The following is a 24,467-nucleotide window of genomic DNA, read 5'->3' on the forward strand; positions in this document are numbered from 1 at the left end:
CCGCCGGCGCATGCGGCGATGGGTCTCGGCGGCGGGAGTGGGTCTCGCGGCGTTCGCAGGCGAGTGGGTCAGTCCTGCAGGCGGTGCGGGCCGGCGCCCTGAGTGCCGAGCGCGTCGTCGGGGTTGAGCAGGCCGCAGGCCTTCATCGACAGGCAGCCGCAGCCGATGCATCCGGTGAGTTCGCGTTCGAGCCGTTCGATGCCTTCGCGGCGTTTCTCCAGCTCGCGCTTCCAGCGTCGGGAGGCCCGCTGCCAGTCCTCGTGGCTCGGGGTCTCGGTCAGTGGCACGTCGGCGAAGGCCGTCTGCACGTCGGAGAGCGGGATGCCGAGGCGCTTCGCGACCGTGATGAGCGAGACGCGGCGCAGCATGTGCCGTGCATAGCGGCGCTGGTTGCCCGGCGTGCGGGTCGACGCGATGAGGCCGAGGCCCTCGTAGAAGTGCAGCGCGGAAGCGGCGACCCCCGTGCGTCGGGTCATCTCGCCGATCGTGAGCGGTTCGTCGGGTGCATGCGGACTCATCCGGCCGCCTTTCCTTCGATTTGACCTCAAGTGTACTTGAGGTTTTACGGTAGTCATGTGGCCCGGCAAGGGCTGATCGACCCGAACGAGGACAGCGTGACCCGAACGAAGACCCTGCGATGACCTATGTGATCGCCCTGCCGTGCGTCGATGTGAAGGACAAGGCCTGCATCGACGAGTGCCCTGTCGACTGCATCTACGAGGGCGAACGCTCGCTCTACATCCACCCCGACGAGTGTGTGGACTGCGGCGCCTGCGAGCCGGTGTGCCCGGTCGAGGCCATCTTCTACGAAGACGATCTGCCCGATGAGTGGCAGGACTATTACAAGGCCAACGTCGAGTTCTTCGACGAGATCGGGTCTCCCGGCGGTGCCGCGAAGACGGGCACGCTGACGTTCGATCACCCGATCATCGCCGCGCTCGCGCCCCAGGGGGAGCACGCATGACCGCCGCCGGATCACCCGCCGTGAAGCCGCGCATCGCCATCGTGGGGGCGGGCCCTGCGGGCATCTACGCCGCCGACATCCTGCTCGACCGTGTCCCCACCGCAGCGATCGACCTGTTCGAGAAGCTCCCGGCGCCCTACGGTCTCGTCCGCTACGGCGTCGCGCCCGACCATCCCCGCATCCGGAAGATCACCGACGCCCTGCACGAGGTGCTCGTGAACCCACGCATCCGGTTGCGGTGCAACGTCGAGATCGGCCGTGACGTCGAGATCGACGAGCTGCGTGCCGCGTACGACGGAGTGATCGTGGCGACGGGTGCCGACCTCGACGTCGCTCTCGACATCCCCGGCATAGATCTCCCCGGCTCGTTCGGCGCCGCCGACTTCGTCGCCTGGTACGACGGGCACCCCGATGCACCGCGCACCTGGCCGCTCGCCGCCGAGTCGGTCGCCGTTCTCGGGGCCGGCAACGTGGCGCTGGATGTCACGAGGATCCTGGCCAAGCACGCCTCGGCGCTGACCCACACCGACACCCCTGATGCCGTGCTCGACCAGCTCGCGGCCAGCCCGTTGCGCGATGTGCACCTCTTCGCTCGGCGAGGACCGGCCGACGTGCGCTTCTCGGCCATGGAGTTGCGCGAGCTCGCCGAGCAGGACGACGTCGATGTGATCGTCGACCCCGAAGAACTCGCCCTCGACGAGCACGCCGAGCGGATGGTCGCGCAGTTCTCGCAGCGGCGCATCATCGTGCGCACCATGACCGAATGGGCCGCCGTCGACCCCGCGACGCGCACGGCCTCGCGCCGCATACACCTGCACCTGCGGCAACGCCCGGTGCGGCTGCTGGGGACCGACTCCGTGACCGGCATCGAGATGGAGCGAACCGCGTCAGACGAGCTCGGTCGCATGGTCGGCACCGGCGAGCTGCTGCGCTACGACGTCGGAGCGGTCTACCGTGCCGTGGGATACCGATCGACGCCCGTGCCTGGGATGCCGTTCGACACTACGCTCGGAGTCGTGCCGCACATCGAAGGTCGAGTCGTCGACGCGGAGGGCGTCCCGATCCCCCGGCTGTACGCCACGGGCTGGATCAAGCGCGGGCCGGTCGGACTCATCGGCTCGACCAAGTCGGACGCCGCGCAGACCATCGGCCACGTCGTCGACGACCTCGGATCGGTCGAGCTGGAAGCGCGTGACGATGATCCGATCGCCCACCTGTCGCACGCGGTCGACCTCGATGGCTGGCTGCGGATCGATGCCGCGGAGCGTGGGGCGGGAGCAGCCCGTGGCCGTGAGCGGACGAAGATCGTCGAGCGCGAGGAGATGCTGACGCATGCGAAGCAGGAACAGATGATGGAGGCCGGTCGATGACCGCGACACCCGTGCCCACCCCGATCGGCGAAGGGCTCAAGGCCGCGTTCCGCACGCATCCCGCCGGCGTCGCGATCATCACCGCGAGCACTCCGGACGGGCCGGTCGGCCTCACGGCGTCGAGCGTCGCCTCGGTGGCGGTCGACCCCGCGGCGATCGTGTTCTCCGTGACCAGGGCGACGGGGTCCGCGGGAGCGATCCTCGGAGCGGACACCTTCGTGGTGCATCTGATCGACGACGAGCACTCCGACCTCGCGCAGAGCTTCGCGGTCAGCGGCTCCGAGCGCTTCACCCCCGAGCAGGGGTGGGCGACGCTGCCGACCGGAGAACCGCACCTCCCCGAGGCCAGGGCGGCGCTGCGGTGTCGCACCATCGAGACCGTCGCAGTGGGGTCGTCGACCGTGGTCATCGCCGAGGTCATCGAGGTGCTGCCCGGTCCGTCCGGGCGTCCTCTGGTCTACCTCGACCGCCGATTCCACTCGCTCCCGCACGACCCCGAGCACTGATCCGCACCCACCGATAGCACCATCGAAAGGAAGCACAATGTCCACTCTCTACACGCTCCCCGAGCTCCCGTACGACTACTCCGCGCTCGAGCCGCACATCTCCGGCAAGATCATGGAGCTGCACCACTCCAAGCACCACCAGGCGTACGTGACCGGCGCGAACACCGCGCTCGAGCAGCTCGCCACCGCACGCAGCGCCGGCGACCTCGCGAACGTCAACAAGCTCGAGAAGGACCTCGCGTTCAACCTCGGCGGCCACATCAACCACTCCGTCTTCTGGCAGAACCTCTCGCCCGAGGGCGGCGGCGCTCCGGAGGGCGAGCTCGAGGCCGCGCTCGTCGACGCATTCGGATCGATCGATGCGTTCCGGGCGCACTTCACCGCGACCGCGCTCGGTGTGCAGGGATCGGGCTGGGCCGTGCTCGCCTGGGACAGCGTGGGCGCCCGCCCCGTGATCTTCCAGCTCTTCGACCAGCAGGGGAACGCACCGCTCGGCGTGACGCCGCTGCTGCAGCTCGACGTCTGGGAGCACGCCTACTACCTCGACTACCTCAACGTGCGCGCCGACTACGTCAAGGCGTTCTGGAACCTCGTGAATTGGCCCGATGTGCAGCGTCGCTTCGAGGTTGCTCGCACGGCGACGAAGGGTCTCATCGTCGCGAGCTGATCGGTGACGACGGCTCGCCTCGACCTACAGGAGGCGGGCCGTCGTCCCGCGCACGTTCAGCTCGTACGGAAGTGCAGACGGGATGTGCACGGCATCGGGGGTGGCGAGCTTCGCCAGCACGGCGTCTGCGGCGCGCTCCCCCTGGCCCAGCGGGAACTGGTCGACGGTGGTGAGACGGAAGAACTCGCCGAGCTCATGGCCGTCGATGCCGACGATCGACAACTCCTCCGGCACGCTGAAGCCGAGGTCGCGGGCAGCGAGCAGTGCTCCGATGGCCATCTCATCCGACGCCGCGAAGACCGCGGTCGGGCGGGGGCCCGGCCTGCCGAGCAGCTGCTTCGCCGCCCGGTAGCCGCCCTCCACGGTGAAGTCGGCTGGTTCGAGGAAGGCGTGGTTCAGGGGGATCCCTGCCGTGGCGAGTGCCTTCTCGAAGCCCAGACGACGGTTGGTCGGGATGTGGAAGTCGATGTCGAACTCGGGGTTGGCTCCGATGTGCGCGATGTCGGTGTGGCCGAGGCTGATCAGGTGCTCGGTGGCCAACTGCGCGACGGCGACGTCATCGACGGTCATGGTGTCGAGCTTCGGGTTCGGACCGCCGATCGCGATCACGGGGAGTCCGAGGTCGAGCAGGTACTGCGTCTCGTCCTCGTCGAGCTCGATCGACACCGCGATCACGGCGTCCACGCGCTGCCGTCGCAGGAAGGTGTCGAACACGTGTCGGCGCACGTCCTTGTCGGCGGTGATGTTGTACAGCGTGATGTCGTAGCCCTCGCGCATCAGCGCGGCCGAGACGCCGGAGAGCACCGTGCTGAAGAACCACCGGTCGAGGAACGGGACGATGACTCCGACGTTGCGGGTGCGACCCGATGCCAGGCTCGACGCACGGGACGACACCACGTAGCCGAGAGTCTGCGCTGCGGCCTGCACCCTCTCCTTCGCGGATTCGGACACGTGGCCGCGACCGCTCAGTGCGCGCGAGACGGTCGCGGTGGAGACTCCGGCGAGCCGGGCGACCTCATCGATGCTGGCCATGGTTCCTCTGTCGAAAAGCTCCGGTCGCGGTGTGTGTCGCTTCACGCGGGCGTGGGCGACGACAACCGCGACCGGAGGGTGTCAGGCGTGGGTCGCGGTGGTGTACCAGACGGCCGTGTCGACCGGGATCGCGGCTCCTTCGAAGGGCTGGCTCTGCAGCAACACCAAGGCGTCGGCCGGCAGCTCGACGGGGGCGGTACCGAGGTTCGCGACCACGTGCACGTCACCACGGCGGAACGCGACCGCCTCGGGACCGGCGTCCTCCCACACCAGAGAGCCGCTGCCGAAGCCGTGCTCACGCCGTCCGGCCAGCAGGCGCTTGTACAGCGCGAGCGTCGACGCCGGGTCGACCTCTTCGACGTCGCGCGCGTAGGTCGCCCAGTCGGCGGGCTGGGGAAGCCACGACAGTCCGGTGTCGTTGAAGCCGAAGGCCGGAGCCTCTGCGTTCCAGGGCAGCGGCACGCGGCATCCGTCACGTCCGTAGCGTGCGCCGTTCGTGCGGAACCACGTCGGGTCCTGACGGTACTCGTCCGGGATCTCCATCGCCTCGGGCAGCCCGAGCTCTTCGCCCTGGTAGAGGTAGGAGGAACCGGGCAGAGCCAGCATCAGGGTCGTCGCAGCGCGAGCGCGAGCCAGTCCGGTCGCGGTGTCCGGCTTGTCAGGGGTGTTCGGTCCGATGCCCTCGCCCTGGGGGTTGTCGGAGGTGAGTGCGAGGCGCGTCGCGTGGCGCACCACATCGTGGTTCGACAGCACCCACGTACTCGGGGCGCCGACCTCACCGAACGCGTCCAGCGACTCGCGGATCACGTCGCCGAGCTTCTTCGCGTCCCACTCCGTCATCAGGTACGGGAAGTTGAAGGTCTGGTGCATCTCGTCCGGGCGCACCCAGAGCGCGGTCTGCTTGAGGGTGGGCATCCAGGCCTCGCCGCACAGGGCGCGGTCGCCGTCGTACTCGGCGAGCACCTTGTGCCAGTCGCGGTAGATCTCGTGCACGCCGTCCTGGCCCCAGTACGGCACGTTCGACTCGCCGCCGCCCATGGAGTCCGCGTCGGTCGGGGGCGTGTAGTCGGGCAGACCCTCGGTCTTGATCATGCCGTGGGCCACGTCCACACGGAAGCCGTCGACACCACGGTCGAGCCAGAAGCGCAGGATAGAGCGGAACTCCTCCTGCACCTCCTCGTTGTTCCAGTCGAAGTCGGGCTGCGTCGCGTCGAAGATGTGCAGGTACCACTGGCCGGGGGTTCCGTCGGCCTCGGTCACGCGCTGCCACATGCCGCCGCCGAACACCGACTCCCAGTTGTTCGGCGGGAGCTCGCCGTTCTCGCCCTTGCCGTCGCGGAAGATGTAGCGCGCGCGCTCGGGGCTGCCAGGTGCGGCCTTCAGTGCCTCCTGGAACCAGGGGTGCTGGTCGGACGAGTGGTTGGGGACGAGGTCGACGATCACGCGGATGCCGCGGGCATGCGCAGCCTCGAGCATGTCGTCGAAGTCGCCCAGCGTGCCGAACAGCGGGTCGACGTCGCGGTAGTCGGCCACGTCGTAGCCGGCGTCGCGCTGCGGGCTCGTCATGAAAGGACTGAGCCAGATCGCGTCGACGCCGAGCTCCTGCAGGGCATCGAGCCGGCTCGTGATGCCCGGCAGGTCGCCGATGCCGTCGCCCGAGGCGTCCGCGAAGGAGCGGGGGTAGATCTGGTAGATGACGGCGCTGCGCCACCACTCGGAACCGGGGGCTGCGATCTGCTCAAGCTGTGCCATGGGAACAGGCTAGTGCAAACGCTTACATTCATGCCAGGGCGGGGATCGAATCGGTTCGGCGTGCCCGACTTCCCTGGATCGCCCTGGCCGTTTGCATGACCGTTCCCCGCGTGCATGAGCGTCCCGGCTGTCCGAGTCATGCATCCGTCACAGGATCATGCAGGTGCCACCCGCACTTCCGCCCGTCCCGGGAGTATGGTGAGGCATCCGACGAGTGGAGGCTGTCATGGTTCCCGAGATCAACTACTGGGCGGTCCTGCTGGCCACCGCATCGAGCATGGTCGTCGGCTCGATCTGGTACGCGCCGAAGGTGTTCGGCACACGCTGGTCGAAGCTCGCGAACGTCGACATGGACCGGCCTGCCGCGACGGCGGTGTGGCCCATCGTCACCACCGTCATCGTGAGCTTCATCACGGCCTGGGTCCTCGCCGGTGCCTCGTCGATCGCCTGGCACTTCTACGGCGGATCCTTCTTCTGGGGAACGATCGTCACCGCGGTCACGCTGTGGGCCGGGTTCACGGCCGCACGCTTCATCACCCATGACGCTTTCGAGGGGCGATCGACCCGACTCACCACGCTCAACATCGCGCATGAGCTGGTCACGGTCGTGGTCATGGCACTGCTCATCGGCGTGTGGCCGCCGGCCCTCGCCTCCTGATCGCCCTGAGCGTCACGGGGTCGGCATGCCGCCGTTCACGTTCAAGGTCTCCCCGGCCACGTAGCTCGACTCCGCCGAGGCGAGGAACACGTATGCGGGAGCGAGCTCGGCCGGCTGTCCCATGCGCCCGAGGGGCGTGTCCTTCCCGAACTCGGGGAGCTTGTCCTGCGGCTGTCCGTCGCTGGGCTGCAGGGGCGTCCAGATCGGCCCCGGTGCCACGGCGTTCACGCGGATGCCCTTCGGCGCGAGCTGTTCCGCGAGGCCCTTCGAGAAGGCGTTGATCGTGGCCTTCGTCGAGGCGTAGTCCACCAGGATGCCGGAGGGCGAGTAGGCCTGGATCGACGTGGTGTTGATGATCGTCGAGCCCGCGGGGAGATGGGGCAGGGCCGCCTTGGTGATCCAGAACATCGCGTAGACGTTGGTCTTGAAGATGTCGTCGAACTGCTCGTCCGTGATGTCGGTCAGCGACTCCTGATACACCTGCTTGCCGCCGTTGTTGACGACGACGTCGAGGCCGCCCAGCTTCTCGACCGCCTCGGCGACGAGGGCACGGCAGTACTCCGGGTCGCGCAGGTCGCCGGGGATGGTGGCGACCGTCGCGCCGGCCTCCCGCAGGATCTCGGCGATCCGGCTCGCGTCCTCTTCCTGCGGCAGGTACGAGATCGCGACATCGGCGCCCTCACGGGCGAACGCGATCGCGGTGGCAGCGCCGATGCCGGAGTCGCCGCCCGTGATCAGGGCCTTGCGTCCGGTCAGGCGCCCGGTGCCGCGATAGGACTCCTCGCCCAGGTCGGCGCGCGGAGTGAGATCCGCGTCGAGTCCCGGCTCCGGCATGTGCTGCTTCCGCGGTTCGATGTCGGAGTAGAGCGCGGACGGGTCGGTGAAGGTGTACTGGTCGCGGGACATGGGCGATCCTTTCGAGGCTGTTCGGGGCGGGGTGACCATGCTGAGCGCCGCGCCTGGATCGCGCAAACGCCTTGCACGGGGATGCCCCGTGCGCTACGGGAGGCGGGCATCGTCATCCCGTGGCGAAGTGTGGCCGAAAGGCACTTCACCGATCGACTGCTGTCATGACAGGCTTCGCATCGTCCCCCGTGTCACCCGTGCGTCCTGCCCGCGGGGGCTGTCGCCTTCGAGAGGTCACGATGTCCGGTTCTGCCCGCCGATCCGCCCCCTGGGTGACCGTCGCCGCGCTCGTCGTCGGCGCGGTGCTCGTGGGTGCTGCGCCTGCGGTGTCGGATGCCTTCGCGGCGCGAGCCGATACCCCGGCGGACCCGGTCGCGGACCCGGCAGCCTCGGTCGCGCTGGCGTACGAGTTCCTGGACGCGCGCACCGACGAGTTCTGCGACGGGGATGGCCGCTGTCTGCCGCGCAGCTACGAGGGTGGCTTCTTCACGACTCCGACCTGGGATTTCACGCCCTCCTTCGTCTACGACGACGCCCTCGTGATCATCGCCTACACCGCCCGCGGCTTTCCGGACGACCTCCGGCGCGCACGGGCGATCGGCGACGCCCTCCTCTTCGTGCAGGAGAACGATCCGATCGGCGACGGGCGCACCAGAGCGTCGTACGAGCCGCACGGCATCCGTCAGGGGCGGGTGGAGATCACGGGAGCCGGCGCCTTCACCGGAAACCAGGCCTGGGTCGGGCTGGCCCTCGCCCGTCTCGCACACGCGACAGGGGACTCCCGATATCTCGACGGCGCGGTTCGGATCGGTGAATGGATCCAGGACCACACGGCGGACATGACCAGGGCGCCCTACGGCTACACCGGCGGTCAGCTCGAAGACGGCACTTCGCTGACGTGGAAGTCCACCGAGCACAACAGCGACATCGCCGGTTTCTTCACCCAGCTCGGCCAGCTCACCGGCGCCCGGGTCTGGACGGATCGGGCGGCGGTCGCCGCGGACTTCGTCGCCGCCATGCAGAGCGCAGACGGCCACGTGAACACCGGCACGGGCCTGGACGGCTCGACGATCAACACCCGTCCGATACCGCTGGACGCCCAGACCTGGAGCTCCCTCGCCACGGGCGACCCACGCTACGGTGCGGCGCTCGACTGGACGCTCGCCAACCTGCTGGCAACAGATGGTCCGTACACGGGGCCGTCGATCAGTGAGGTCGATACGTCCAAGGCGTGGTTCGAGGGCAGTGGACACCTCGCGCTCGCACTCACGCTGCGTGACGGCGACGGCGACGCCGACCGTGCTGAGACGCTTCTGAGCAGTATCCGGCTTGCGCAGCGCGATGCACCGAACGGCGATGGCAAGGGGATCGTCGCCACGTCGAGCGACGGCCTCGACTCCGGTTTCGGTGACCTGTACTACGCCAGCCTGCACACCGGCGCGACCGCCTGGTACCTGCTCGCAGCGGTCGGCGACAACCCGTTCGCCCTTCCGGTCGACTGAACAGACCGACCTGAACCGGCGGGCGGCGTCGACTCGGTCCGATTCGCGGTACGGAGGCTAGGCGGCGACGCGGGCGACCGCGGCGATCGCGCTCGTGAAGAAGTCGACACCGTCGACTCCGCTGCGCATCGCGGCCGCGGTGTCGGGACCGAAGCCGGCCTCGGTGGCGTGCTCGGGGTGCGGCATCAGGCCGACGACGTTGCCCGCTGCGTTGGTGAGGCCGGCGATGTCGCGCAGTGATCCGTTCGGGTTGACCCCGGCGTAGCGGAACGCCACCAGACCATCGCCCTCGATGCGATCGAGCGTCTGCTCGTCGGCGATGTAGCCGCCGTCGGCGTTCTTCAGCGGGATCACGATCTCCTGACCGGTGCGGAACGCATTGGTCCACGCGGTGTCGGAGTTCTCGACCGTGAGCTTCTGGTCGCGCCGCACGAAGTGCTGGTGGTTGTTGCGGATCAGGCCGCCCGGCAGCAGGTGCGCCTCGACCAGCATCTGGAAGCCGTTGCAGATGCCGAGCACGGGCATGCCCTTGGCCGCAGCATCCTTGACCTCGCTCATGATCGGCGAGAGCGCGGCGATCGCGCCGGCGCGGAGGTAGTCGCCGTAGCTGAAACCACCCGGCAGGACCAGCGCGTCGACGCCTTCGAGGTCATGCGATCCGTGCCACAGGGCGACGGGCTCGGCGCCGGCGATGCGGACGGCGCGCTGTGCGTCGCGGTCGTCGAGCGAGCCCGGGAAGGTGATGACGCCGATGCGGACGGTCACTCCGCGACCTCGATGCCGACGACGTCCTCGATCACGGAGTTGGAGAGCACCTCGTCGGCGATGCGCTTGGCCTCAGCGAGAACCTCGTCGGTGACCTCGCCCTCGACGGTGAGCTCGAAACGCTTGCCGATGCGGACGTCGGTGAAGCCCTCGACGCCGAGACGGGCGAAGGCGCCGGAGACGGCTTTGCCCTGCGGGTCGAGCAGTTCGGGCTTGGGCATGACGTCGACGACGATGGTGGGCATGACGGCTCCAAGAGTCGCGGGCGGAGGGGCGCACCCAGTCTACTGCCCTCGCCGCATCCGCTCGGCGCCGTGGAGGAGTCAGGCGGAGTGGAAGACGGTGTGGAGGTCGCCGACCGCTTCGCGGCCGCCGAGGCCGTCGATCTCGAACAGCACGGAGATGCCGATCACCTGGCTGCCGAGGCGCTCGACCAGTTCGCGACCGGCGGCGAGAGTTCCTCCGGTCGCGAGCACATCGTCGATCAGCAGCACCCGCGAGCCGGCGGGCAGGTCGTCGTGCATCTCGATCGTGGCGGTGCCGTACTCGAGCGCATAGTCGACGGACGCCGCGGGCCTGGGCAGCTTGCCGGCCTTGCGGATCGGGATCAGGCCGACGCCTGCGGCGATGGCGGCGGCGCTGGCGAGGATGAAGCCGCGCGCCTCGATGCCCGCGATCACGTCGAACTGTCCGGCGAAGGGCTCGATGATCGCCTCCGTCGTCACGCGGAGGGCCTCGGCGTCGGCGAGAAGAGGCGTGATGTCGCGGAAGATGATGCCCGGCTGCGGGTAGTCCGGCACGTTGCGGATCAGGGCTTCGGCACGGACGAGGGCGGGGGAGAGGGTGGCGTCGGGCACTGCCCAAGGGTACCGCCGGTGCGCGACTCCTCAGAAACACCGGCCCCGCTCCCCGCGAGGGGCTCGAGGCGGTGCCAGGGGCGAATTCTTGAGGAGCTGTGCACGGCCCCGGGCCCGCGCCGGCGCGGCTTGACACGCGTGGGAGCGCTCCCATAGAGTGACTGCTCAATGCGTGGGAGCGCTCCCACGCGTCCCGAAGCACCACACCGCACGACCACCACAAAGGAGTGAACTGTGAACACACGTGCCCGCCACCGGATCCTCGCGATCGCCGCCGTGGCCTCCGCATCCGCCCTCGCCCTCGCCGGCTGCTCCGGCGACAACGGCGGCAGCGGTGACGCGAACGGCGACGAAGAGGTCACACTGACCGTGACCACGTTCGGAACCTTCGGCTACGAAGACCTCTACAAGGAGTACGAGAAGGCGCACCCGAATGTGAAGATCGAGGCGACGAACATCGACACCGGCGGCAACGCCCGCACCGATGCCTTCACCAAGATCGCTGCCGGCTCCGGTCTCAGCGACGTCGTCGCGATCGAAGAGGGCTGGCTCGGCGCGATCATGGACGTCTCGGACACCTTCGTCGACCTGCGTGACTACGGCATCGAAGACCGCAAGGACGATTGGGTCGACTGGAAGTACGGCCAGGCCACCGACGCCGAGGGCCGCGTGATCGGCTACGGCACCGACATCGGCCCGAGCGGCATCTGCTACAACGGCGCCGCGTTCGAGGCCGCCGGCCTCCCGAGCGACCGCGAGTCGGTGGCCGAGCTGCTGAACGGCGACTGGGCGAACTACTTCAAGGTCGGAGCCGACTACACCGCGAAGACCGGCAAGGCCTGGTACGACCACTCCGGCTTCGTCTGGAACGCCATGGTGAACCAGCTCGACGAGGGCTACTACACGAGCGACGGCAAGCTGAACGTCGAGGACAACGCCGAGCTCAAAGAGCGCTTCGAGCAGCTCGGGGCCGCGACCGAGGGCGGCCAGTCGGCCGCGCAGACGGCCTGGGACTGGAACGGCGGCAAGTCGTTCGTCGACGGCACCTTCGCCACCTTCGTCTGCCCGGGCTGGATGCTCGGTGTGGTGCAGGGTCAGGTCGAGGCCGGCGGCGGTGACGCATCGACCGGATGGGACTTCGCCGACGTGTTCCCCGGAGGTGCGGCCAACTGGGGCGGCGCGTTCCTGTCGATCCCGGAGTCGTCGCAGCACAAGGAGGCGGCGGCCGAGCTGGCCGACTGGCTGACCCAGCCCGAGCAGCAGGTGAAGCAGTCCGCTGCGGCGGGCAACTTCCCCTCGACGATCGAGGCGCAGGAGACTCTCGCGGCCGACGCGACGCCGAACGCGTTCTTCAACGACGCTCCCACCGGCGCGATCCTCGCCGAGCGTGCCAAGGGAGTCGTCGCGCAGTTCAAGGGCGCCGACGACTCGGTCATCCAGGAGAACGTCTTCGGGCCGGCGCTCAGCAGCCTCGACCGCGGTGACACCGACACCCAGGGCGCCTGGGACCAGGCCATCGGCCTGCTGAACGACCTCGTCGGCTGATCATCTCCGCTCCGACAGGCTCAGCGACCCCGCAGATCGGGGGGCTGAGCCTGTCGGAGCCCCGGCAAAGGACCCTCATGACTCTCACCGCACCGCCGGCGCAGCAGCAGCGCACCGCATCCGCGACCTCGGACGCCCCGGCGAGACGCTCCTGGCGCCACCGCCTCTCCCGGTTCGACCAGAACGCCTCGCCGTACTTCTACATCTCGCCGTTCTTCCTGCTGTTCGGGCTGGTCGGCCTGTTCCCGCTGCTCTACACGGTCTGGGTGGCCGTGCACGAGTGGGACCTGCTCAAGGGCGAGGGGGAGTTCGTCGGCGTCGGCAACTTCGCCAAGATCCTCGGCGATGCCATGTTCTGGAACTCGATCGGCAACACCCTGAGCATCTTCCTGCTCTCCGCGATCCCCCAGCTCGCGGTCGCGCTGGTGATCGCCTACCTCCTCGACCGCGGGCTGCGCGCCCCGACGTTCTGGCGCATGAGCGTGCTCATCCCGTTCGTGGTCACCCCTGTCGCGGTCGCGATCATCTTCTCGAGCATCTTCAACGAGGCCGACGGCCTGGCGAACAACCTGCTCAATCTCATCGGCATCGCAGACCAGGAGTGGAAGCACAACACCGCCCTGTCGCACATCGCGATCGCCGTGATGGTGAACTTCCGCTGGACGGGCTACAACGCCCTCATCCTGCTCGCCGCGATGCAGGCCGTGCCGCGCGACCTGTACGAGTCCGCCGCCCTCGACGGGGCCGGTGCCGCTCGCCGCTTCTTCTCCATCACGATTCCCACGATCCGTCCCACCCTGATCTTCGTGATCATCACCGCGACGATCGGCGGCTTGCAGATCTTCGCAGAGCCGCGTCTGTTCGACGTGTCGACGGCCGGGGGCATCGGCGGCAGCGACCGCCAGTTCCAGACGACGGTGCTGTTCCTGTGGGAGCTGGCGTTCTTCCGGCGCAACCTGGGTGAAGCGTCGGCGGTCGCGATCCTGCTGTTCCTGCTGATCGTGCTCATCGGCGTGATCAACTTCCTCATCTCCCGACGCATCTCCACCGGGGATGCACCGAAGGGCCGCGCCGCCCGCCGCAGCGCGCGCACCGCCGGCGCGGCTGCGACCGCAGCCGCAGCCGCAGCCGGCACGACGATCGCCATCACGACCGAGGAGAACGCGCGATGACCGCCACGCAGGCGCTGAGCGTCCCCGAGAAGATCCGCCGGCGCCGTGCCGCCACCGGAGGCACGGCCGGCATCGGCAGCCGCCCCGGCTTCCTCACCTATGGCCTCCTCGCTGCCTTCATCATCGGCAGCGTGTATCCGCTGTGGTGGTCGGTCGTGGTCGCGAGCGGCACCAACGCGACGCGCGGGGAGACGCTGCCCCTCATCCCCGGCGGCAACTTCTTCACCAACGCCGCCAAGGTGTTCGACGCGATCCCGTTCTGGCTGGCGCTGGGCAATTCGTTCCTCATCTCGGGCATCATCACCGTCTCGGTGGTCACGTTCTCGACGCTCGCCGGATACGCGTTCGCCAAACTGCGCTTCAAGGGGCGCGACGGACTCATGGTCTTCGTGATCGCGACGATGGCCATCCCGACGCAGCTGGGCATCATCCCGCTGTTCATGCTGATGCGCGAGCTGGGCTGGACCGGCTCGATCGGCGCCGTCATCGTGCCGACTCTCGTCACGGCATTCGGTGTCTTCTTCATGCGCCAGTACCTGGTGGACGTGATCCCCGACGAGCTGATCGAGGCTGCGCGCATGGACGGCGCGAACCAGTTCCGCACGTTCCTGACCGTCGGGCTCCCCGCGGCCCGGCCCGCCATGGCGATCCTCGGCCTCTTCACCTTCATGACAGCGTGGACCGACTACCTGTGGCCGCTGATCGTGCTCTCCCCCCAGAACCCGACCCTGCAGACGGCGCTCAGCCAGCTGCAGTCGGGGTATTACATCGACTACTCGATCGTGCTCGCCGGAGCGGTGCTCGCGACCCTTCCGCTGCTCGTGCTCTTCGTGGTCGCGGGTCGGCAGCTGGTCAGTGGCATCATGGCTGGCGCGGTGAAAGGATGACCCCTATGACCCGCTCCTTCCCCGAGAACTTCCTCTTCGGCGCAGCCACGGCCGCGTACCAGATCGAAGGGGCGGCGTTCGAGGACGGGCGCACCGCATCGATCTGGGATGCGTTCTCGCGTGAGCCGGGCGCCGTGATCGGAGCGGAGAACGGCGACGTCGCGTGCGATCACTACCATCGGTACCCGCAGGATGTCGCGCTCATGAAGCGGCTCGGCCTGCAGACCTACCGGTTCTCCACCTCGTGGTCCCGGGTGCGTCCTGACGGCGGAGCGGTGAACGCCACGGGCGTCGACTTCTACGAGCGCCTGGTCGACGAACTGCTCGCCGCCGACATCCTGCCCTGGCTGACGCTGTACCACTGGGACATGCCGCAGGCGCTGCAGGAGGTCGGAGGATGGACGAACCGCGACACCGTCGACCGCTTCCTGGAGTACGCGGGGACCATGCACGATGCGCTCGGCGACCGGGTGAACGTCTGGACCACGCTGAACGAGCCGTGGTGCTCATCGTTCCTCTCCTACACGGCGGGTGAGCACGCGCCGGGGCACACCAGCATCGCGGAGGGGCTGCTCGCCGCGCACCACCTGCTGCTCGCACACGGCAAGACGGTACAGGAGCTGCGGGGGCGCGATGCCTCGCTCAATCTCGGCATCACGCTCAACCACACGGTCGCCGATCCTGCCGACCCGCAGAACCCGGCCGACGTCGACGCCGCCCGCCGCGTGGACGGACAGTTCAACCGCTGGTTCCTCGACCCGATCTACCGCGGCAGCTATCCGGCCGACATCGTCGAGGACATCCGTGCGGTGGACGTTGAAGCCGTCGCGACGTTCGAAGCGGCTGTGCACGACGGCGACCTCGATACGATCGCGCAGCCCATCGACACCCAGGGCGTGAACTACTACCACGGCGACTTCGTCTCGGGCACGGCACCGACCGAGGAACCCGTCTCGGCCGAGCCCGACACCGAGCGCGTGCGCCGCAGCCCGTATCCGTCGAGTGAGGGCATCCACGCGGTCGAGCGAGGTCTGCCCCGCACGGCGCAGAACTGGGAGGTGCAGCCCGAGGGGCTCACCCGTGTGCTGCAGCGGGTCTGGACGGAGTACGCCGAGCCCGCGGGAACGGTGCTCTACATGACCGAGAACGGCGCGGCCTACGACGACGTCGTGGTGGTCGAAGACGGCGAGCCACGCGTGCACGATACCGACCGTGCCGAGTTCCTCCGGCTGCACCTGGGTGCCGTGCTCGACGCGGCGGAGGCGGGTGTCGACGTGCGCGGCTACTTCTACTGGTCGCTTTTCGACAACTTCGAGTGGGCCTGGGGCTACGACAAGCGCTTCGGCATCGTGCGCGTCGACTATGACACCCAGGAGCGCACCCTCAAGGACTCCGCCCACGAGTACACCCGCATCATCGCCGCTCGCGCGCTCTGAGCCGGGCGCCGGGGATAGTCTGACGGCATGACGCGTGTGTGGCTCACGCCGTGGGAGTGGGCGTGCTGCGGAGACCCGTTCGAGATCGGCGGCGAGGTCGACTTCGGGATCCGGTCGCGTGATCCGGAGGGTCTGGTCGACGAGCTGGGGGCGGAACTGGCTGGCACCGTCGATGCGCTGGAGTCGCATCACGAAGAGGAGCACGCGGATCGGGTTCGCGGCAGAGTCATCGCGGTGCATGAGGTCAGTCGGGAGGTGGTCGAGCGCAGGTTCGAGCACTTCGTGGACCCATTCGCCCGGGCCCGGACCGCCGGTAGGCTGCAGCTTCCGAATGGCGTGTCCGCGGGGGCGAGATTCTCGCGGCAAGGGTCCAGCATCGAACGGGTGCCCGGCACGACCCGCCTGTCTTCCGTCGGCGGACTACCGGTCGCGGCCGTCGAGTATCACGGGCCGTCGACCCGACCCGCTGACGCCGAGGATTCGCCGGTCGAGGAGCGGCGACGTCAACGGATCGGTTGGCTCGTCGACGTCGACGAGCTCCAGCCCGCCCCTCGAATCGCGTGAATGGTTCGATCCGCGGTCGAGATGCGACCATTTGCGCGATTCGAAGCGAGATGGCCGCGTGACCGGTGAGAATAGGGCGATGGAAGAGGACGTGCGTTGATGTCGCCCCGAGCGACCATCGAAGAGGTGGCGTCGGCTGCCGGTGTCTCCCGGTCCACCGTGTCGCGGGTCGTGAACGGCTCGACGGCCGTGAGTCCCGAGGCCCTCGCCGCCGTGCGCGCAGCCATCGACGAGCTCAACTACGTGCCCAACCGTGCGGCACGCTCACTCGCGTCGCGTCAGACGCACGCCATCGCGCTGATCGTTCCGGAGGACACCACGCGCTTCTTCGGGGACCCGTTCTTCGCTGCGATCGTCGCGGGCATCACCGGGGCGCTGGGCGGCTCGGACTACCTGCTCAACCTGCTGATCGCGAGCGATGACCCCGGCGACAAGATGACCAGCTTCGTGCGCAACGGCGGAGTCGACGGCGCGCTCATCGTGTCGCACCACACGAGCGATGCGTTCGTCGATCGGATAGCGGATGCGGTGCCCGTCGTGTTCGGCGGACGCCCTGTGCGTCGAAACGAAGGCGACTACGTCGTCGACGTCGACAACGTCGCGGGGGCGAGGAATGCCACCCAGCGATTGATCGACATCGGTCGCACGCGTATCGCCACGATCTCGGGTCCGCTCACGATGGTCGCCTCCGAGGATCGCGTACAGGGCTTCCGGGCCGCTCTCACCGGTGCGGGGCTCACCCCGTACGCGGAGGAAGAGGGCGACTACAGCGAGAGCAGCGGGGCAGAGGCCGCGAGGCGCTTGCTCGACGGGGGCCGACCTGATGCGATCTTCGTCGCGAGCGACCTGATGGCCCGCGGTGCGCTGACAGCCCTGCGCTCGGCCGGCCTGCGGGTGCCGGAGGACATCGCGCTGGTCGGCTTCGACGACTCCTTGGTCGCCGTCACGACGGACCCGCCGCTCACCACGATGCGCCAGCCGATGTACGCGCAGGGTGAGGCCATGGCGCGGGTGCTGCTGTCACGTCTCGCGGGCGAGAATCCGCCGACCACGACGATCCTTCCGACCGAGCTGGTCGTCCGCGGCTCCGCCTGAGCGCCGCGCGGCCGTCAACGACGGGAAGGACACGGCTGCGGCCCTGGCGCCCCCTCCGGGCCAGGCCCGCAGCCGTGCGTCTGAGGGCTCAGTCGACGAGCGAACTGAGCAGATCACCGCCGAACAGGGAGAAGGCGGTGATGCCGGCCGAGAGCAGCAGCACCGCGGCGGTGCCGGCCACGGCGAAGACGGAGATCCCGCGACCTCCCAGCCGCTGACCGCGGAGGCCGATCGAGACGCCGGCCCTGGCGGCGAGGCCCCCGGCGTCGTCGTCGCGATACAGCTCGGTGCGTGCGGTGAAGCGCCGGTGGAACTCCTCGGCCAGGGTGACGGCGGCCGCCATGGTCGCGGCCCGATCGAACCGTGTGCGCGACGGCAGGTAGACGTACAGGCGATCGGAGACGAGCTCGATCTCGGCGCCGGAACCGACGTCGAGCACCCGGGCCATCAGGTCGGGGGTGAAGATGTACAGGGCGTCCTGCTGATACCCCTCGGGAACGATGAGACGGAACGTCTTCGCGAAATCCCCCTCCAACTCCATGCGGGCTGCTCCGCGTCCGAGTCCGAGCGTGGGGACGATGCTGTGCTTCCGGTTCTCCAGCACGATGTGCGGGACGGATGCGGGCAGCGGCAGCTCGATGAAGGCGAACGGGCGCTGGATCGTCGCGCGCTCCTGCCCCCGCGAGACCGAATGGTGCATGCCCAGCTCGAACGGCATCCGCGCGTCGTCGCAGGCGATGACCGCTCGTTCGCGACCGTGCACGACTCTGGTGAAAGCCGCGCCGGGGCGGCGGGTGCGCTCGAGGAGGTCGGCGTACGCCCAGCCGTTCTGCCACGCGAATGCGGCGATCTTCACCCGACGACTCAGGCCCACCGCCCACCAGAGGAAGCCGACGGCGGCGAGCACCGTGTACCCGATGACGAAGATCCCGAGGATCGGCGCGACCGTGAGGATGTCGCCGCGCCCGAGGAACCACAGCCCTGTCAGCATCGCGACGGCGAACAGCAGCACAGCCACCAGGATCACGAGGAATCGGCGGTGCGGCGGGATCCCGCAGATGCGCTCGTAGGTCAGGATGTCGCGGAGGCCGGCGCTTCGTCGCAGCGGTTCCAGGTCGACGGCTACAGGCTCCATGACAGCGTCGCCCACGGCCCGTTGCGCTTCTCCGTCGCAGCGGCCTTGAAGTCGGACCAGCCGTCTCCGAACTTCTCGAACGACTTCTCGTCGACGTTGCCGTCCGACCAGTGCATGACGCGACCCACGATGTAGCTCAGCCCGAAGTCGGCCCACGACTCGAAGGCCGGGCGGCCGTCGACGTTGATGCGGTGGATGATCGCCCGCGCTTCGGCGACATCGGCGTGCCCGAGCGCGACGCCCCACGTGGCCATCGCCACGGCCTGCCCGATCCCGTAGCCGTCGAGGGTCTTCACGAACAGGTCGGGCGTGACGATGTCCTTGCCGACGCGCTTGCGCACCTGTGCCTCCGCGTACTCGATCGAGGTGACGAAGGTGCGGGCGTCGCGCTTGTCCCCGCCCTCCTGCACGATCGCGGCGAGCCATTCCTTCGCCTTCGGGGCGCGGCCCAGACGCTGAGCGAGTTCGGTGCGCACGGCGAGGTAGAGCACCCACACCTCGCGGCGTCGACGCACGGTGCTGAGGCGCTCGATGTTGGCCAGCCACTCCTCGCGCGTGTGCACACCCCACTGGTCGACGAGCACCTTCTTCTCGCGGTCGCCGAGGAGCGAGGCCGTCGGATCGTTCCAGTGCCCGGAGGGGAGGTTGACGATCTGCAGGAAGCCGAGCGCGATCTCGTCGGCCTCCGCGCCAGTGGTGGAATACTCCGGCGACGCCTTGACCTTCGCGTCGGGGAGGATCCAGGTCACGAGGAAGAACAGCGCGATGACGCCGACGATCGCCCAGGCCCACCACTGACCGACGAGCCACTCGAAGATCGAGGTGATGCTGTTGAAGTCGACGCTCGCGAAAGAGTGCATTGAGGCTCCTGGGAGGGGGTGAATCCGCGCCTGTTCATAGATTGAACAAACATTCAGTGAGTAATCTATATGGCGGGGGGCGATTCGGAAAGACAGGCCGGCGGGACTCAGGAGGTGGATGCCGATGGCACGCTCCGACGAGCAGAACCGGGTGGCCAGGGAGCGCGCCAGGGAGAACATCCTGCAGGCGGCGATCGAGGCGTTCAGCGAGCGAGGCGTCGCGGGGGCGAGCATCGCCGAGATCACGAAGCGGGCCGGCGTCGCGCAGGGCCTCGTGAACTATCACTTCGGCGGCAAGGAGCAGCTCGTCGCCGCCGTGATCGACCGGTGGTTCGAGACCGTGCTCGGGTTCGCCCGTGTCGAAGGCACGCCGGATGAGATGCTCGCCGCGGTGATCGACGGCGCCCTCACCGCGACGGCGTATGCCATACCCCTGCAGCGGGCCGTGCTCGCGATGCAGCAGCAGCCGGCCACGCATCGGCTCTTCGCGGAGTCGGAGGCGCGGCACGAGGCGGGCGCCACCGCGGCGGAGGACGCGGTCCGCGACCTGTTCCGCGCGCGCGGGGCTGAGGACCCGGCGCTGGAAGAGGTCATGCTGCGCAGCACCATCGAGGGCGTCTTCGTGAAGTCCGCCGTCTTCGGCGAGACCTATCCGCTCGAAGAGGCGCGACGGTGGATGTTCCGTCGATACGGACTGCCGGAGCCCACCGCTCCCATCGCGCCCCCGGCTCCGCTCCGCGACGGCGAACCGCGGCCGCGGGCGACAGCGGCTCTGCGTCCGGATGAAGCTGTGCCGAACCCGCGCCTCTGATGCCGCGGCAGCCAGCGGGGCCCGGTCGAGAACGACCGGGCCCCGCTGTCTCCGGCGGTGCGGAGCGTGTCAGTTGCCGTAGAGGGAGACGACGCCGGCGGTGTCGACGCTCGTCATGGACAGGTCGTCAGAGGAGCCGTTGCACTGCGGGTAGTGCATGATCGACGAGGAGTCGTACGGCGTCAGCGGACGCCAGTTGTTGTCCTCGAAGCAGGTGCCGGCCTCCGGGCGGGTGTGCTCGTGGCGGAAGCCGAGAACGTGGCCGAGCTCATGTCCGAGGACGTTCGTCGGGGTCCAGGACGACCCGGGGGTCCAGATCGAGTCGTCGATGAGCACGTTCTGCAGACGCGGTGCCGTGCTCGGGAAGAACGCCCTGGCGATGTACTGCGTCGTCTGGACCGGCTCGACCGAGAACAGGACGGCGTTGTTACGCGTCGTGCAGTTGGCGTCGGCGCTGCTGTCGTAGATGAAGTCCACCTTCGACGACGCGGCCTCCCAGAGTGCGGCGCCGCTCTCCATCGCGTTGACCACGTCGGCGTGACGAGCACCGAAAGCGGTGCTGACGCAGTACGTGAGGTTGCCCACCTGGGTGTTCGACCACTTGTCGTCGATGTTGTTGACCGTGTTGACGATCAGGCCGTTGGTCACGGGGTCGGCGCCGAGGAGCTGCTCGTAGAACGATCGCAGCTCGCCCTGGTTGGAGATCACCTCGTCTCCGTTGACGACGTAGGCGCCGTCGACGTCTCGGTAGGTCGACGCCTCGAACTCCTGGAAGGTGGGGATGTCGTCGGCGTCGGGCGTGGAGTTTGCGGCAGCGGGGATGACCGTGCCGAGGCAGAGCGCAGCAGCCGCGGTAGCGGCGAACGCCAGTTTTCTCGTGAGTCGCAAAGTAGTAGTCCTTTTCGATCTGAACGATTCCGCGCACCCCCTCGGTACGCGGCCTCCGGGTGGACGAGGGAGCAGCTCTGCGTCCCGATCCGTCCGAAGTCCGCTCACGGTAAGCACCGCTTTCACGGGATGGCAAGGCATTTCCCGGCACGTTCACAGATTTATGCACTCAGGTCAGAAATACCGAACATTGTTCTGGTCGAAGGTGCTGCCAGGAGCCGCGAGAGGTCAGGGGTCAGGCATGACCCATGCGGGCGAAGGCGCCGAGCACGCTCCGTTCGGATGCCGTGAGGTATCGCTCCAGCTCTTCCGCGGCCGCCTCGGGACCCCTCTCGAGGAGGGCTGTGAGCACCGCACGGTTCCGACGGACGAACGGCTCATGCAGGGACCGCGGCTCTTCGATCTCGAGGAAGACGAGCCGCAGTTCGGCGGCGACGTCGCGGTAGGTGCGGGCCAGGCGCGCGCTGTCGGCGAGGGCGACGATCGCATCATGGAAGGCCATGTTGGCGCTGCCGATGCGCCGCCAGTCCTCGTGCGGCAGCTGCTCCTCGGCCTCGGCGAGGGCGTCGTGCATGAGCTGTACGGCGGGGTGCTCCGGCTCTGACTGGCGCAGGGCCGTGCATTCGATCACGCGGCGGGCGCGGTAGATGTCGATCACGTCGGCGATGGTGGGGGAGGCCACCGAGACGCCACGGTGCGGGATGTGCTCGACGAGGCCCTGCTCCGCGAGGACGCGGAACGCTTCGCGAAGGGTGTTGCGCGAGACGTCGAACTGCTCGGCGAGGGCAGACTCCGAAAGGCGGGACCCCGGCGCGAAGTCGCCGTCGATGATGCGCTGACGGAGCACGTCGGCGAGCGGACCCTGCTGGTTCATGCCTTCATCGTAGGCGTCGGTGCACGGGGGTCGTCGCCGATCGGGTGCCGGAAATCACACGACGGCAACCGTTCTGTAGCGCGGCCGTAACATGATTGTTGAACAATCGGGTTCTATCCGTTCTACACTGGGGGTCACCCGACACCCACCAACGACGATGGGAATCCCCCTCCATGTCTGAGCAGACCACTGCCTCCCTCTCGCCGGAAGACGAAGCCCGCCTCTCCTCCGCGAAGAAGCGCGCCGGGCGCAGCGCCGTCATCGGCGCGATCTTCCTCATGGCCACCAGTGCCATCGGTCCCGGCTTCATCACGCAGACCGCCACGTTCACGGCGACGATGGGCGCGGCGTTCGCGTTCGCGATCCTCGTCTCGATCCTCGTCGACATCGCGGTGCAGCTGAACATCTGGCGCATGATCACCTCTTCCGGAAAGCGCGCGGGTGAACTCGCCAACAGCGCCATCCCGTTCTCCGGGCATCTGATCGCGGTGCTCGTCGTGATCGGCGGGCTGGCCTTCAACATCGGGAACATCGCCGGTGGAGGTCTCGGCCTGAACGCGCTGCTCGGCATCGACGCGAAGCTCGGCGGGATCATCACCGCAGTCCTCGCGATCATCATCTTCCTCGTGAAAAAGGCCGGCCCCGTGATGGACGTCGTGCTCGTGGTGCTCGGCATCGGCATGATCGTCATGACTGTGGTCGTGGCCGTGATCGCGCAGCCGCCGATCGGCGAGGCGCTGCGTCAGACCTTCGTGCCCGATGAGCTCAACTTCGCCACCATCACCACGATCGTCGGCGGAACCGTCGGCGGATACATCACCTACTCCGGCGCCCACCGCTACCTCGACTCGGGTCACACGGGTCCGGAGCACGCCGGCCCCGTGATGCGCGCGGCGACCAACGGCATCCTCGTGACGGGCATCATGCGCTACGTGCTGTTCCTCGCGATCCTCGGCGTCGTGGCCTCCGGCGTCACCCTCGACCTCTCCGGGCAGGGTGCGAACCCGGCCGGTCAGGCGTTCGGTGCGGTGCTCGGCGACGCAGGCCTGCGCATCTTCGGTGCGATCTTCTGGGCCGCGGCGATCAGCTCGGTCATCGGCGCCGCGTACACCTCTGCGACCTTCCTCTCCACGTTCACGAAGAAGCTCAAGGGCGGATGGCCGCTGCAGCTCGCGACCGTCGCGTTCATCGTCGTGTCTCTGGCGGTGTACCTGTCGATCGGCACGGCCCCGGCTGCGATCCTCGTCTTCGTCGGCGGCTTCAACGGCCTGATCCTGCCGATCGGACTCACGGTATTCATGTACATCGGCTGGTTCCGGCGCGATCTGCTCGGCTCGAAGAAGTACCCGATGTGGCTGCTCGTCGCCGGTACGCTCGTGACGCTGCTCACCTGGTACATGGGGATCGTGTCGATCGGTCCCATCTTCGCCTTCCTCGGAATCGGAGCGTGATCGCATGACGTCGATCGACCTGAACTCGGACCTCGGCGAGAACGTCGCCGAGCGGATCGTCAGCGACGACGAGAGCATGCTGCGGCTGGTCACGAGCGCGAACGTGTCGTGCGGCTTCCACGCCGGGAGCCCGGAGGGCATCCGAGAGACGCTCGCGGCCGCGGTGCAGGGCGGCGTCGTGATCGGTGCGCACCCCGGCTACCGTGACTACGAGAACTTCGGACGGACGAAGGTCGACATCGACTCGGCCGCACTGCAGGCGCACGTCGAGTACCAGCTCGGTGCGCTCATGGGTCTGGCCTCGGCGGTCGGCGGCAGGGTGTCGTACGTCAAGCCTCACGGCGCGCTGTACAACACGATCGCGCGTGACGAACGGCAGTCGAAGGATGTCGTCGCGGCCATCAGGGCGATCGACCCGAAGCTCGTGCTGCTGGGGCTCTCCGGTGGTGTCGTGCTCGATGTCGCCCAGCGTGCAGGACTCGAGGTCGCGGCCGAGGCCTTCGCCGATCGCGCCTATCAGCCGGACGGGCAGCTCGTCTCCCGCACCGAGGAGGGGGCCGTGCTGCACGACCCCGCCGAAGTCGCCGAGCGCATGGTGCGCCTCGCCGTCGACGGCGTGATCCGCGCGATCGACGGCACCGATGTACCCGTGGTCGCGCAGTCGATCTGCGTGCACGGCGACAGTCCCGGCTCGGTGGCGATGGCGGCGGAGACCAGACGGATGCTGCAGGATGCGGGCATCACGATCGCCCCGTTCGCGGGAGCCTGAC

26 protein-coding genes are annotated in these 24,467 nt (G+C 68.4%); 15 read left to right on the forward strand and 11 right to left on the reverse strand.

Features of this window, described 5'->3' with window-relative positions; genetic code table 11:
• Positions 1 to 68 precede the first annotated feature (68 nt).
• Positions 69 to 518 (reverse strand): redox-sensitive transcriptional activator SoxR, encoded by a 450-nt coding sequence (gene soxR / locus HDC31_RS15290; protein ID WP_082108542.1) that lies wholly within the window; start codon positions 516 to 518, stop codon positions 69 to 71.
• 119 nt (positions 519 to 637) lie between these two features.
• On the opposite strand from soxR, the gene fdxA reads away from it, so the two are divergent.
• Genes fdxA through HDC31_RS15310 form a run of 4 tightly spaced genes read left to right on the forward strand, consistent with a single transcriptional unit; the run spans position 638 to position 3,507 of the window.
• Positions 638 to 964 (forward strand): ferredoxin, encoded by a 327-nt coding sequence (gene fdxA / locus HDC31_RS15295; RefSeq protein ID WP_046746806.1) that lies wholly within the window; start codon positions 638 to 640, stop codon positions 962 to 964.
• Positions 961 to 2,334 (forward strand): FAD-dependent oxidoreductase, encoded by a 1,374-nt coding sequence (locus tag HDC31_RS15300; protein ID WP_113681449.1) that lies wholly within the window; start codon positions 961 to 963, stop codon positions 2,332 to 2,334. Before fdxA ends, HDC31_RS15300 begins: the two co-directional genes overlap by 4 nt.
• The gene (locus tag HDC31_RS15305; protein WP_046746807.1) at positions 2,331 to 2,840 is read left to right on the forward strand and encodes a flavin reductase family protein; all 510 of its coding nucleotides are present in this window, start codon (positions 2,331 to 2,333) and stop codon (positions 2,838 to 2,840) included. Before HDC31_RS15300 ends, HDC31_RS15305 begins: the two co-directional genes overlap by 4 nt.
• 37 nt (positions 2,841 to 2,877) lie before the next feature.
• The gene (locus HDC31_RS15310; protein ID WP_113681448.1) at positions 2,878 to 3,507 is read left to right on the forward strand and encodes a superoxide dismutase; all 630 of its coding nucleotides are present in this window, start codon (positions 2,878 to 2,880) and stop codon (positions 3,505 to 3,507) included.
• Between the two features lie 24 nt (positions 3,508 to 3,531).
• Here HDC31_RS15310 and HDC31_RS15315 read toward each other — a convergent pair whose 3' ends face one another.
• Both HDC31_RS15315 and HDC31_RS15320 read right to left on the reverse strand, forming a co-directional pair.
• Complete coding sequence (locus tag HDC31_RS15315; protein ID WP_113681447.1) at positions 3,532 to 4,539, reverse strand: LacI family DNA-binding transcriptional regulator; 1,008 nt, start codon at positions 4,537 to 4,539, stop codon at positions 3,532 to 3,534.
• Positions 4,540 to 4,620: 81 nt separating this feature from the next.
• Positions 4,621 to 6,291, reverse strand: coding sequence for a glycoside hydrolase family 13 protein (locus HDC31_RS15320; protein WP_046746812.1), 1,671 nt, complete (start codon positions 6,289 to 6,291; stop codon positions 4,621 to 4,623).
• A 226-nt stretch (positions 6,292 to 6,517) separates the two neighbouring features.
• On the opposite strand from HDC31_RS15320, the gene HDC31_RS15325 reads away from it, so the two are divergent.
• Positions 6,518 to 6,949 (forward strand): DUF1761 domain-containing protein, encoded by a 432-nt coding sequence (locus HDC31_RS15325; protein WP_046746813.1) that lies wholly within the window; start codon positions 6,518 to 6,520, stop codon positions 6,947 to 6,949.
• A 12-nt stretch (positions 6,950 to 6,961) separates the two neighbouring features.
• Here HDC31_RS15325 and HDC31_RS15330 read toward each other — a convergent pair whose 3' ends face one another.
• Entirely contained in the window at positions 6,962 to 7,855 is an 894-nt protein-coding gene (locus tag HDC31_RS15330; protein WP_113681446.1) for a glucose 1-dehydrogenase, read from the reverse strand.
• Between the two features lie 239 nt (positions 7,856 to 8,094).
• Here HDC31_RS15330 and HDC31_RS15335 point away from each other — a divergent pair, with 239 nt between their 5' ends.
• The gene (locus tag HDC31_RS15335; protein ID WP_113681445.1) at positions 8,095 to 9,357 is read left to right on the forward strand and encodes a hypothetical protein; all 1,263 of its coding nucleotides are present in this window, start codon (positions 8,095 to 8,097) and stop codon (positions 9,355 to 9,357) included.
• A 57-nt stretch (positions 9,358 to 9,414) separates the two neighbouring features.
• On the opposite strand, the gene purQ is transcribed toward HDC31_RS15335, so the two are convergent.
• The 3 genes from purQ to HDC31_RS15350 all read right to left on the reverse strand — a co-directional run bounded on the left by purQ (position 9,415) and on the right by HDC31_RS15350 (position 10,979).
• The gene (purQ, locus tag HDC31_RS15340; RefSeq protein WP_046746816.1) at positions 9,415 to 10,122 is read right to left on the reverse strand and encodes a phosphoribosylformylglycinamidine synthase subunit PurQ; all 708 of its coding nucleotides are present in this window, start codon (positions 10,120 to 10,122) and stop codon (positions 9,415 to 9,417) included.
• On the reverse strand, positions 10,119 to 10,367 hold the full coding sequence (gene purS / locus HDC31_RS15345; protein ID WP_017831295.1) for a phosphoribosylformylglycinamidine synthase subunit PurS: 249 nt from the start codon (positions 10,365 to 10,367) through the stop codon (positions 10,119 to 10,121). Before purS ends, purQ begins: the two co-directional genes overlap by 4 nt.
• Positions 10,368 to 10,445: 78 nt before the next feature.
• A complete protein-coding gene (locus HDC31_RS15350; RefSeq protein WP_113681444.1) occupies positions 10,446 to 10,979 on the reverse strand; it encodes an adenine phosphoribosyltransferase in 534 nt (177 codons plus the stop codon).
• A 234-nt stretch (positions 10,980 to 11,213) separates the two neighbouring features.
• Between HDC31_RS15350 and HDC31_RS15355 the strand changes: the two genes are divergently transcribed.
• The 6 genes from HDC31_RS15355 (at position 11,214) to HDC31_RS15380 (ending at position 17,678) form a co-directional block, all read left to right on the forward strand.
• Positions 11,214 to 12,524 (forward strand): ABC transporter substrate-binding protein, encoded by a 1,311-nt coding sequence (locus HDC31_RS15355; RefSeq protein ID WP_113681443.1) that lies wholly within the window; start codon positions 11,214 to 11,216, stop codon positions 12,522 to 12,524.
• A gap of 77 nt (positions 12,525 to 12,601) precedes the next feature.
• Entirely contained in the window at positions 12,602 to 13,696 is a 1,095-nt protein-coding gene (locus tag HDC31_RS15360; RefSeq protein ID WP_179516306.1) for a carbohydrate ABC transporter permease, read from the forward strand.
• Positions 13,693 to 14,583, forward strand: coding sequence for a carbohydrate ABC transporter permease (locus HDC31_RS15365; RefSeq protein ID WP_046746820.1), 891 nt, complete (start codon positions 13,693 to 13,695; stop codon positions 14,581 to 14,583). The genes HDC31_RS15360 and HDC31_RS15365 overlap by 4 nt, the downstream gene beginning before the upstream one ends.
• 5 nt (positions 14,584 to 14,588) lie before the next feature.
• Complete coding sequence (locus HDC31_RS15370; RefSeq protein ID WP_174799799.1) at positions 14,589 to 16,019, forward strand: GH1 family beta-glucosidase; 1,431 nt, start codon at positions 14,589 to 14,591, stop codon at positions 16,017 to 16,019.
• Between the two features lie 27 nt (positions 16,020 to 16,046).
• On the forward strand, positions 16,047 to 16,583 hold the full coding sequence (locus HDC31_RS15375) for a DUF6578 domain-containing protein (RefSeq protein ID WP_113681092.1): 537 nt from the start codon (positions 16,047 to 16,049) through the stop codon (positions 16,581 to 16,583).
• 99 nt (positions 16,584 to 16,682) lie between these two features.
• A complete protein-coding gene (locus tag HDC31_RS15380; RefSeq protein ID WP_113681093.1) occupies positions 16,683 to 17,678 on the forward strand; it encodes a LacI family DNA-binding transcriptional regulator in 996 nt (331 codons plus the stop codon).
• Between the two features lie 88 nt (positions 17,679 to 17,766).
• Here HDC31_RS15380 and HDC31_RS15385 read toward each other — a convergent pair whose 3' ends face one another.
• The gene (locus tag HDC31_RS15385; protein WP_218867852.1) at positions 17,767 to 18,828 is read right to left on the reverse strand and encodes a hypothetical protein; all 1,062 of its coding nucleotides are present in this window, start codon (positions 18,826 to 18,828) and stop codon (positions 17,767 to 17,769) included.
• A complete protein-coding gene (locus HDC31_RS15390; RefSeq protein WP_179516308.1) occupies positions 18,801 to 19,673 on the reverse strand; it encodes a DUF1266 domain-containing protein in 873 nt (290 codons plus the stop codon). Before HDC31_RS15390 ends, HDC31_RS15385 begins: the two co-directional genes overlap by 28 nt.
• A gap of 124 nt (positions 19,674 to 19,797) precedes the next feature.
• Here HDC31_RS15390 and HDC31_RS15395 point away from each other — a divergent pair, with 124 nt between their 5' ends.
• Positions 19,798 to 20,484, forward strand: coding sequence for a TetR/AcrR family transcriptional regulator (locus HDC31_RS15395; RefSeq protein WP_046746825.1), 687 nt, complete (start codon positions 19,798 to 19,800; stop codon positions 20,482 to 20,484).
• A 69-nt stretch (positions 20,485 to 20,553) separates the two neighbouring features.
• On the opposite strand, the gene HDC31_RS15400 is transcribed toward HDC31_RS15395, so the two are convergent.
• Both HDC31_RS15400 and HDC31_RS15405 read right to left on the reverse strand, forming a co-directional pair.
• Positions 20,554 to 21,372, reverse strand: coding sequence for a matrixin family metalloprotease (locus HDC31_RS15400; protein ID WP_046746826.1), 819 nt, complete (start codon positions 21,370 to 21,372; stop codon positions 20,554 to 20,556).
• Positions 21,373 to 21,607: 235 nt separating this feature from the next.
• Complete coding sequence (locus HDC31_RS15405; RefSeq protein WP_113681096.1) at positions 21,608 to 22,246, reverse strand: GntR family transcriptional regulator; 639 nt, start codon at positions 22,244 to 22,246, stop codon at positions 21,608 to 21,610.
• A 173-nt stretch (positions 22,247 to 22,419) separates the two neighbouring features.
• Here HDC31_RS15405 and HDC31_RS15410 point away from each other — a divergent pair, with 173 nt between their 5' ends.
• Together HDC31_RS15410 and HDC31_RS15415 are read left to right on the forward strand one after the other, a co-directional pair.
• Positions 22,420 to 23,697, forward strand: a complete 1,278-nt coding sequence (locus HDC31_RS15410; RefSeq protein ID WP_046746828.1) for an NRAMP family divalent metal transporter — start codon at positions 22,420 to 22,422, stop codon at positions 23,695 to 23,697.
• A 4-nt stretch (positions 23,698 to 23,701) separates the two neighbouring features.
• Entirely contained in the window at positions 23,702 to 24,466 is a 765-nt protein-coding gene (locus HDC31_RS15415; RefSeq protein WP_113681097.1) for a LamB/YcsF family protein, read from the forward strand.
• Position 24,467 lies beyond the last annotated feature (1 nt).

Source organism: Microbacterium sp. JAI119 (assembly GCF_013410135.1).
GTDB classification, from domain to species: Bacteria; Actinomycetota; Actinomycetes; order Actinomycetales; family Microbacteriaceae; genus Microbacterium; species Microbacterium oxydans.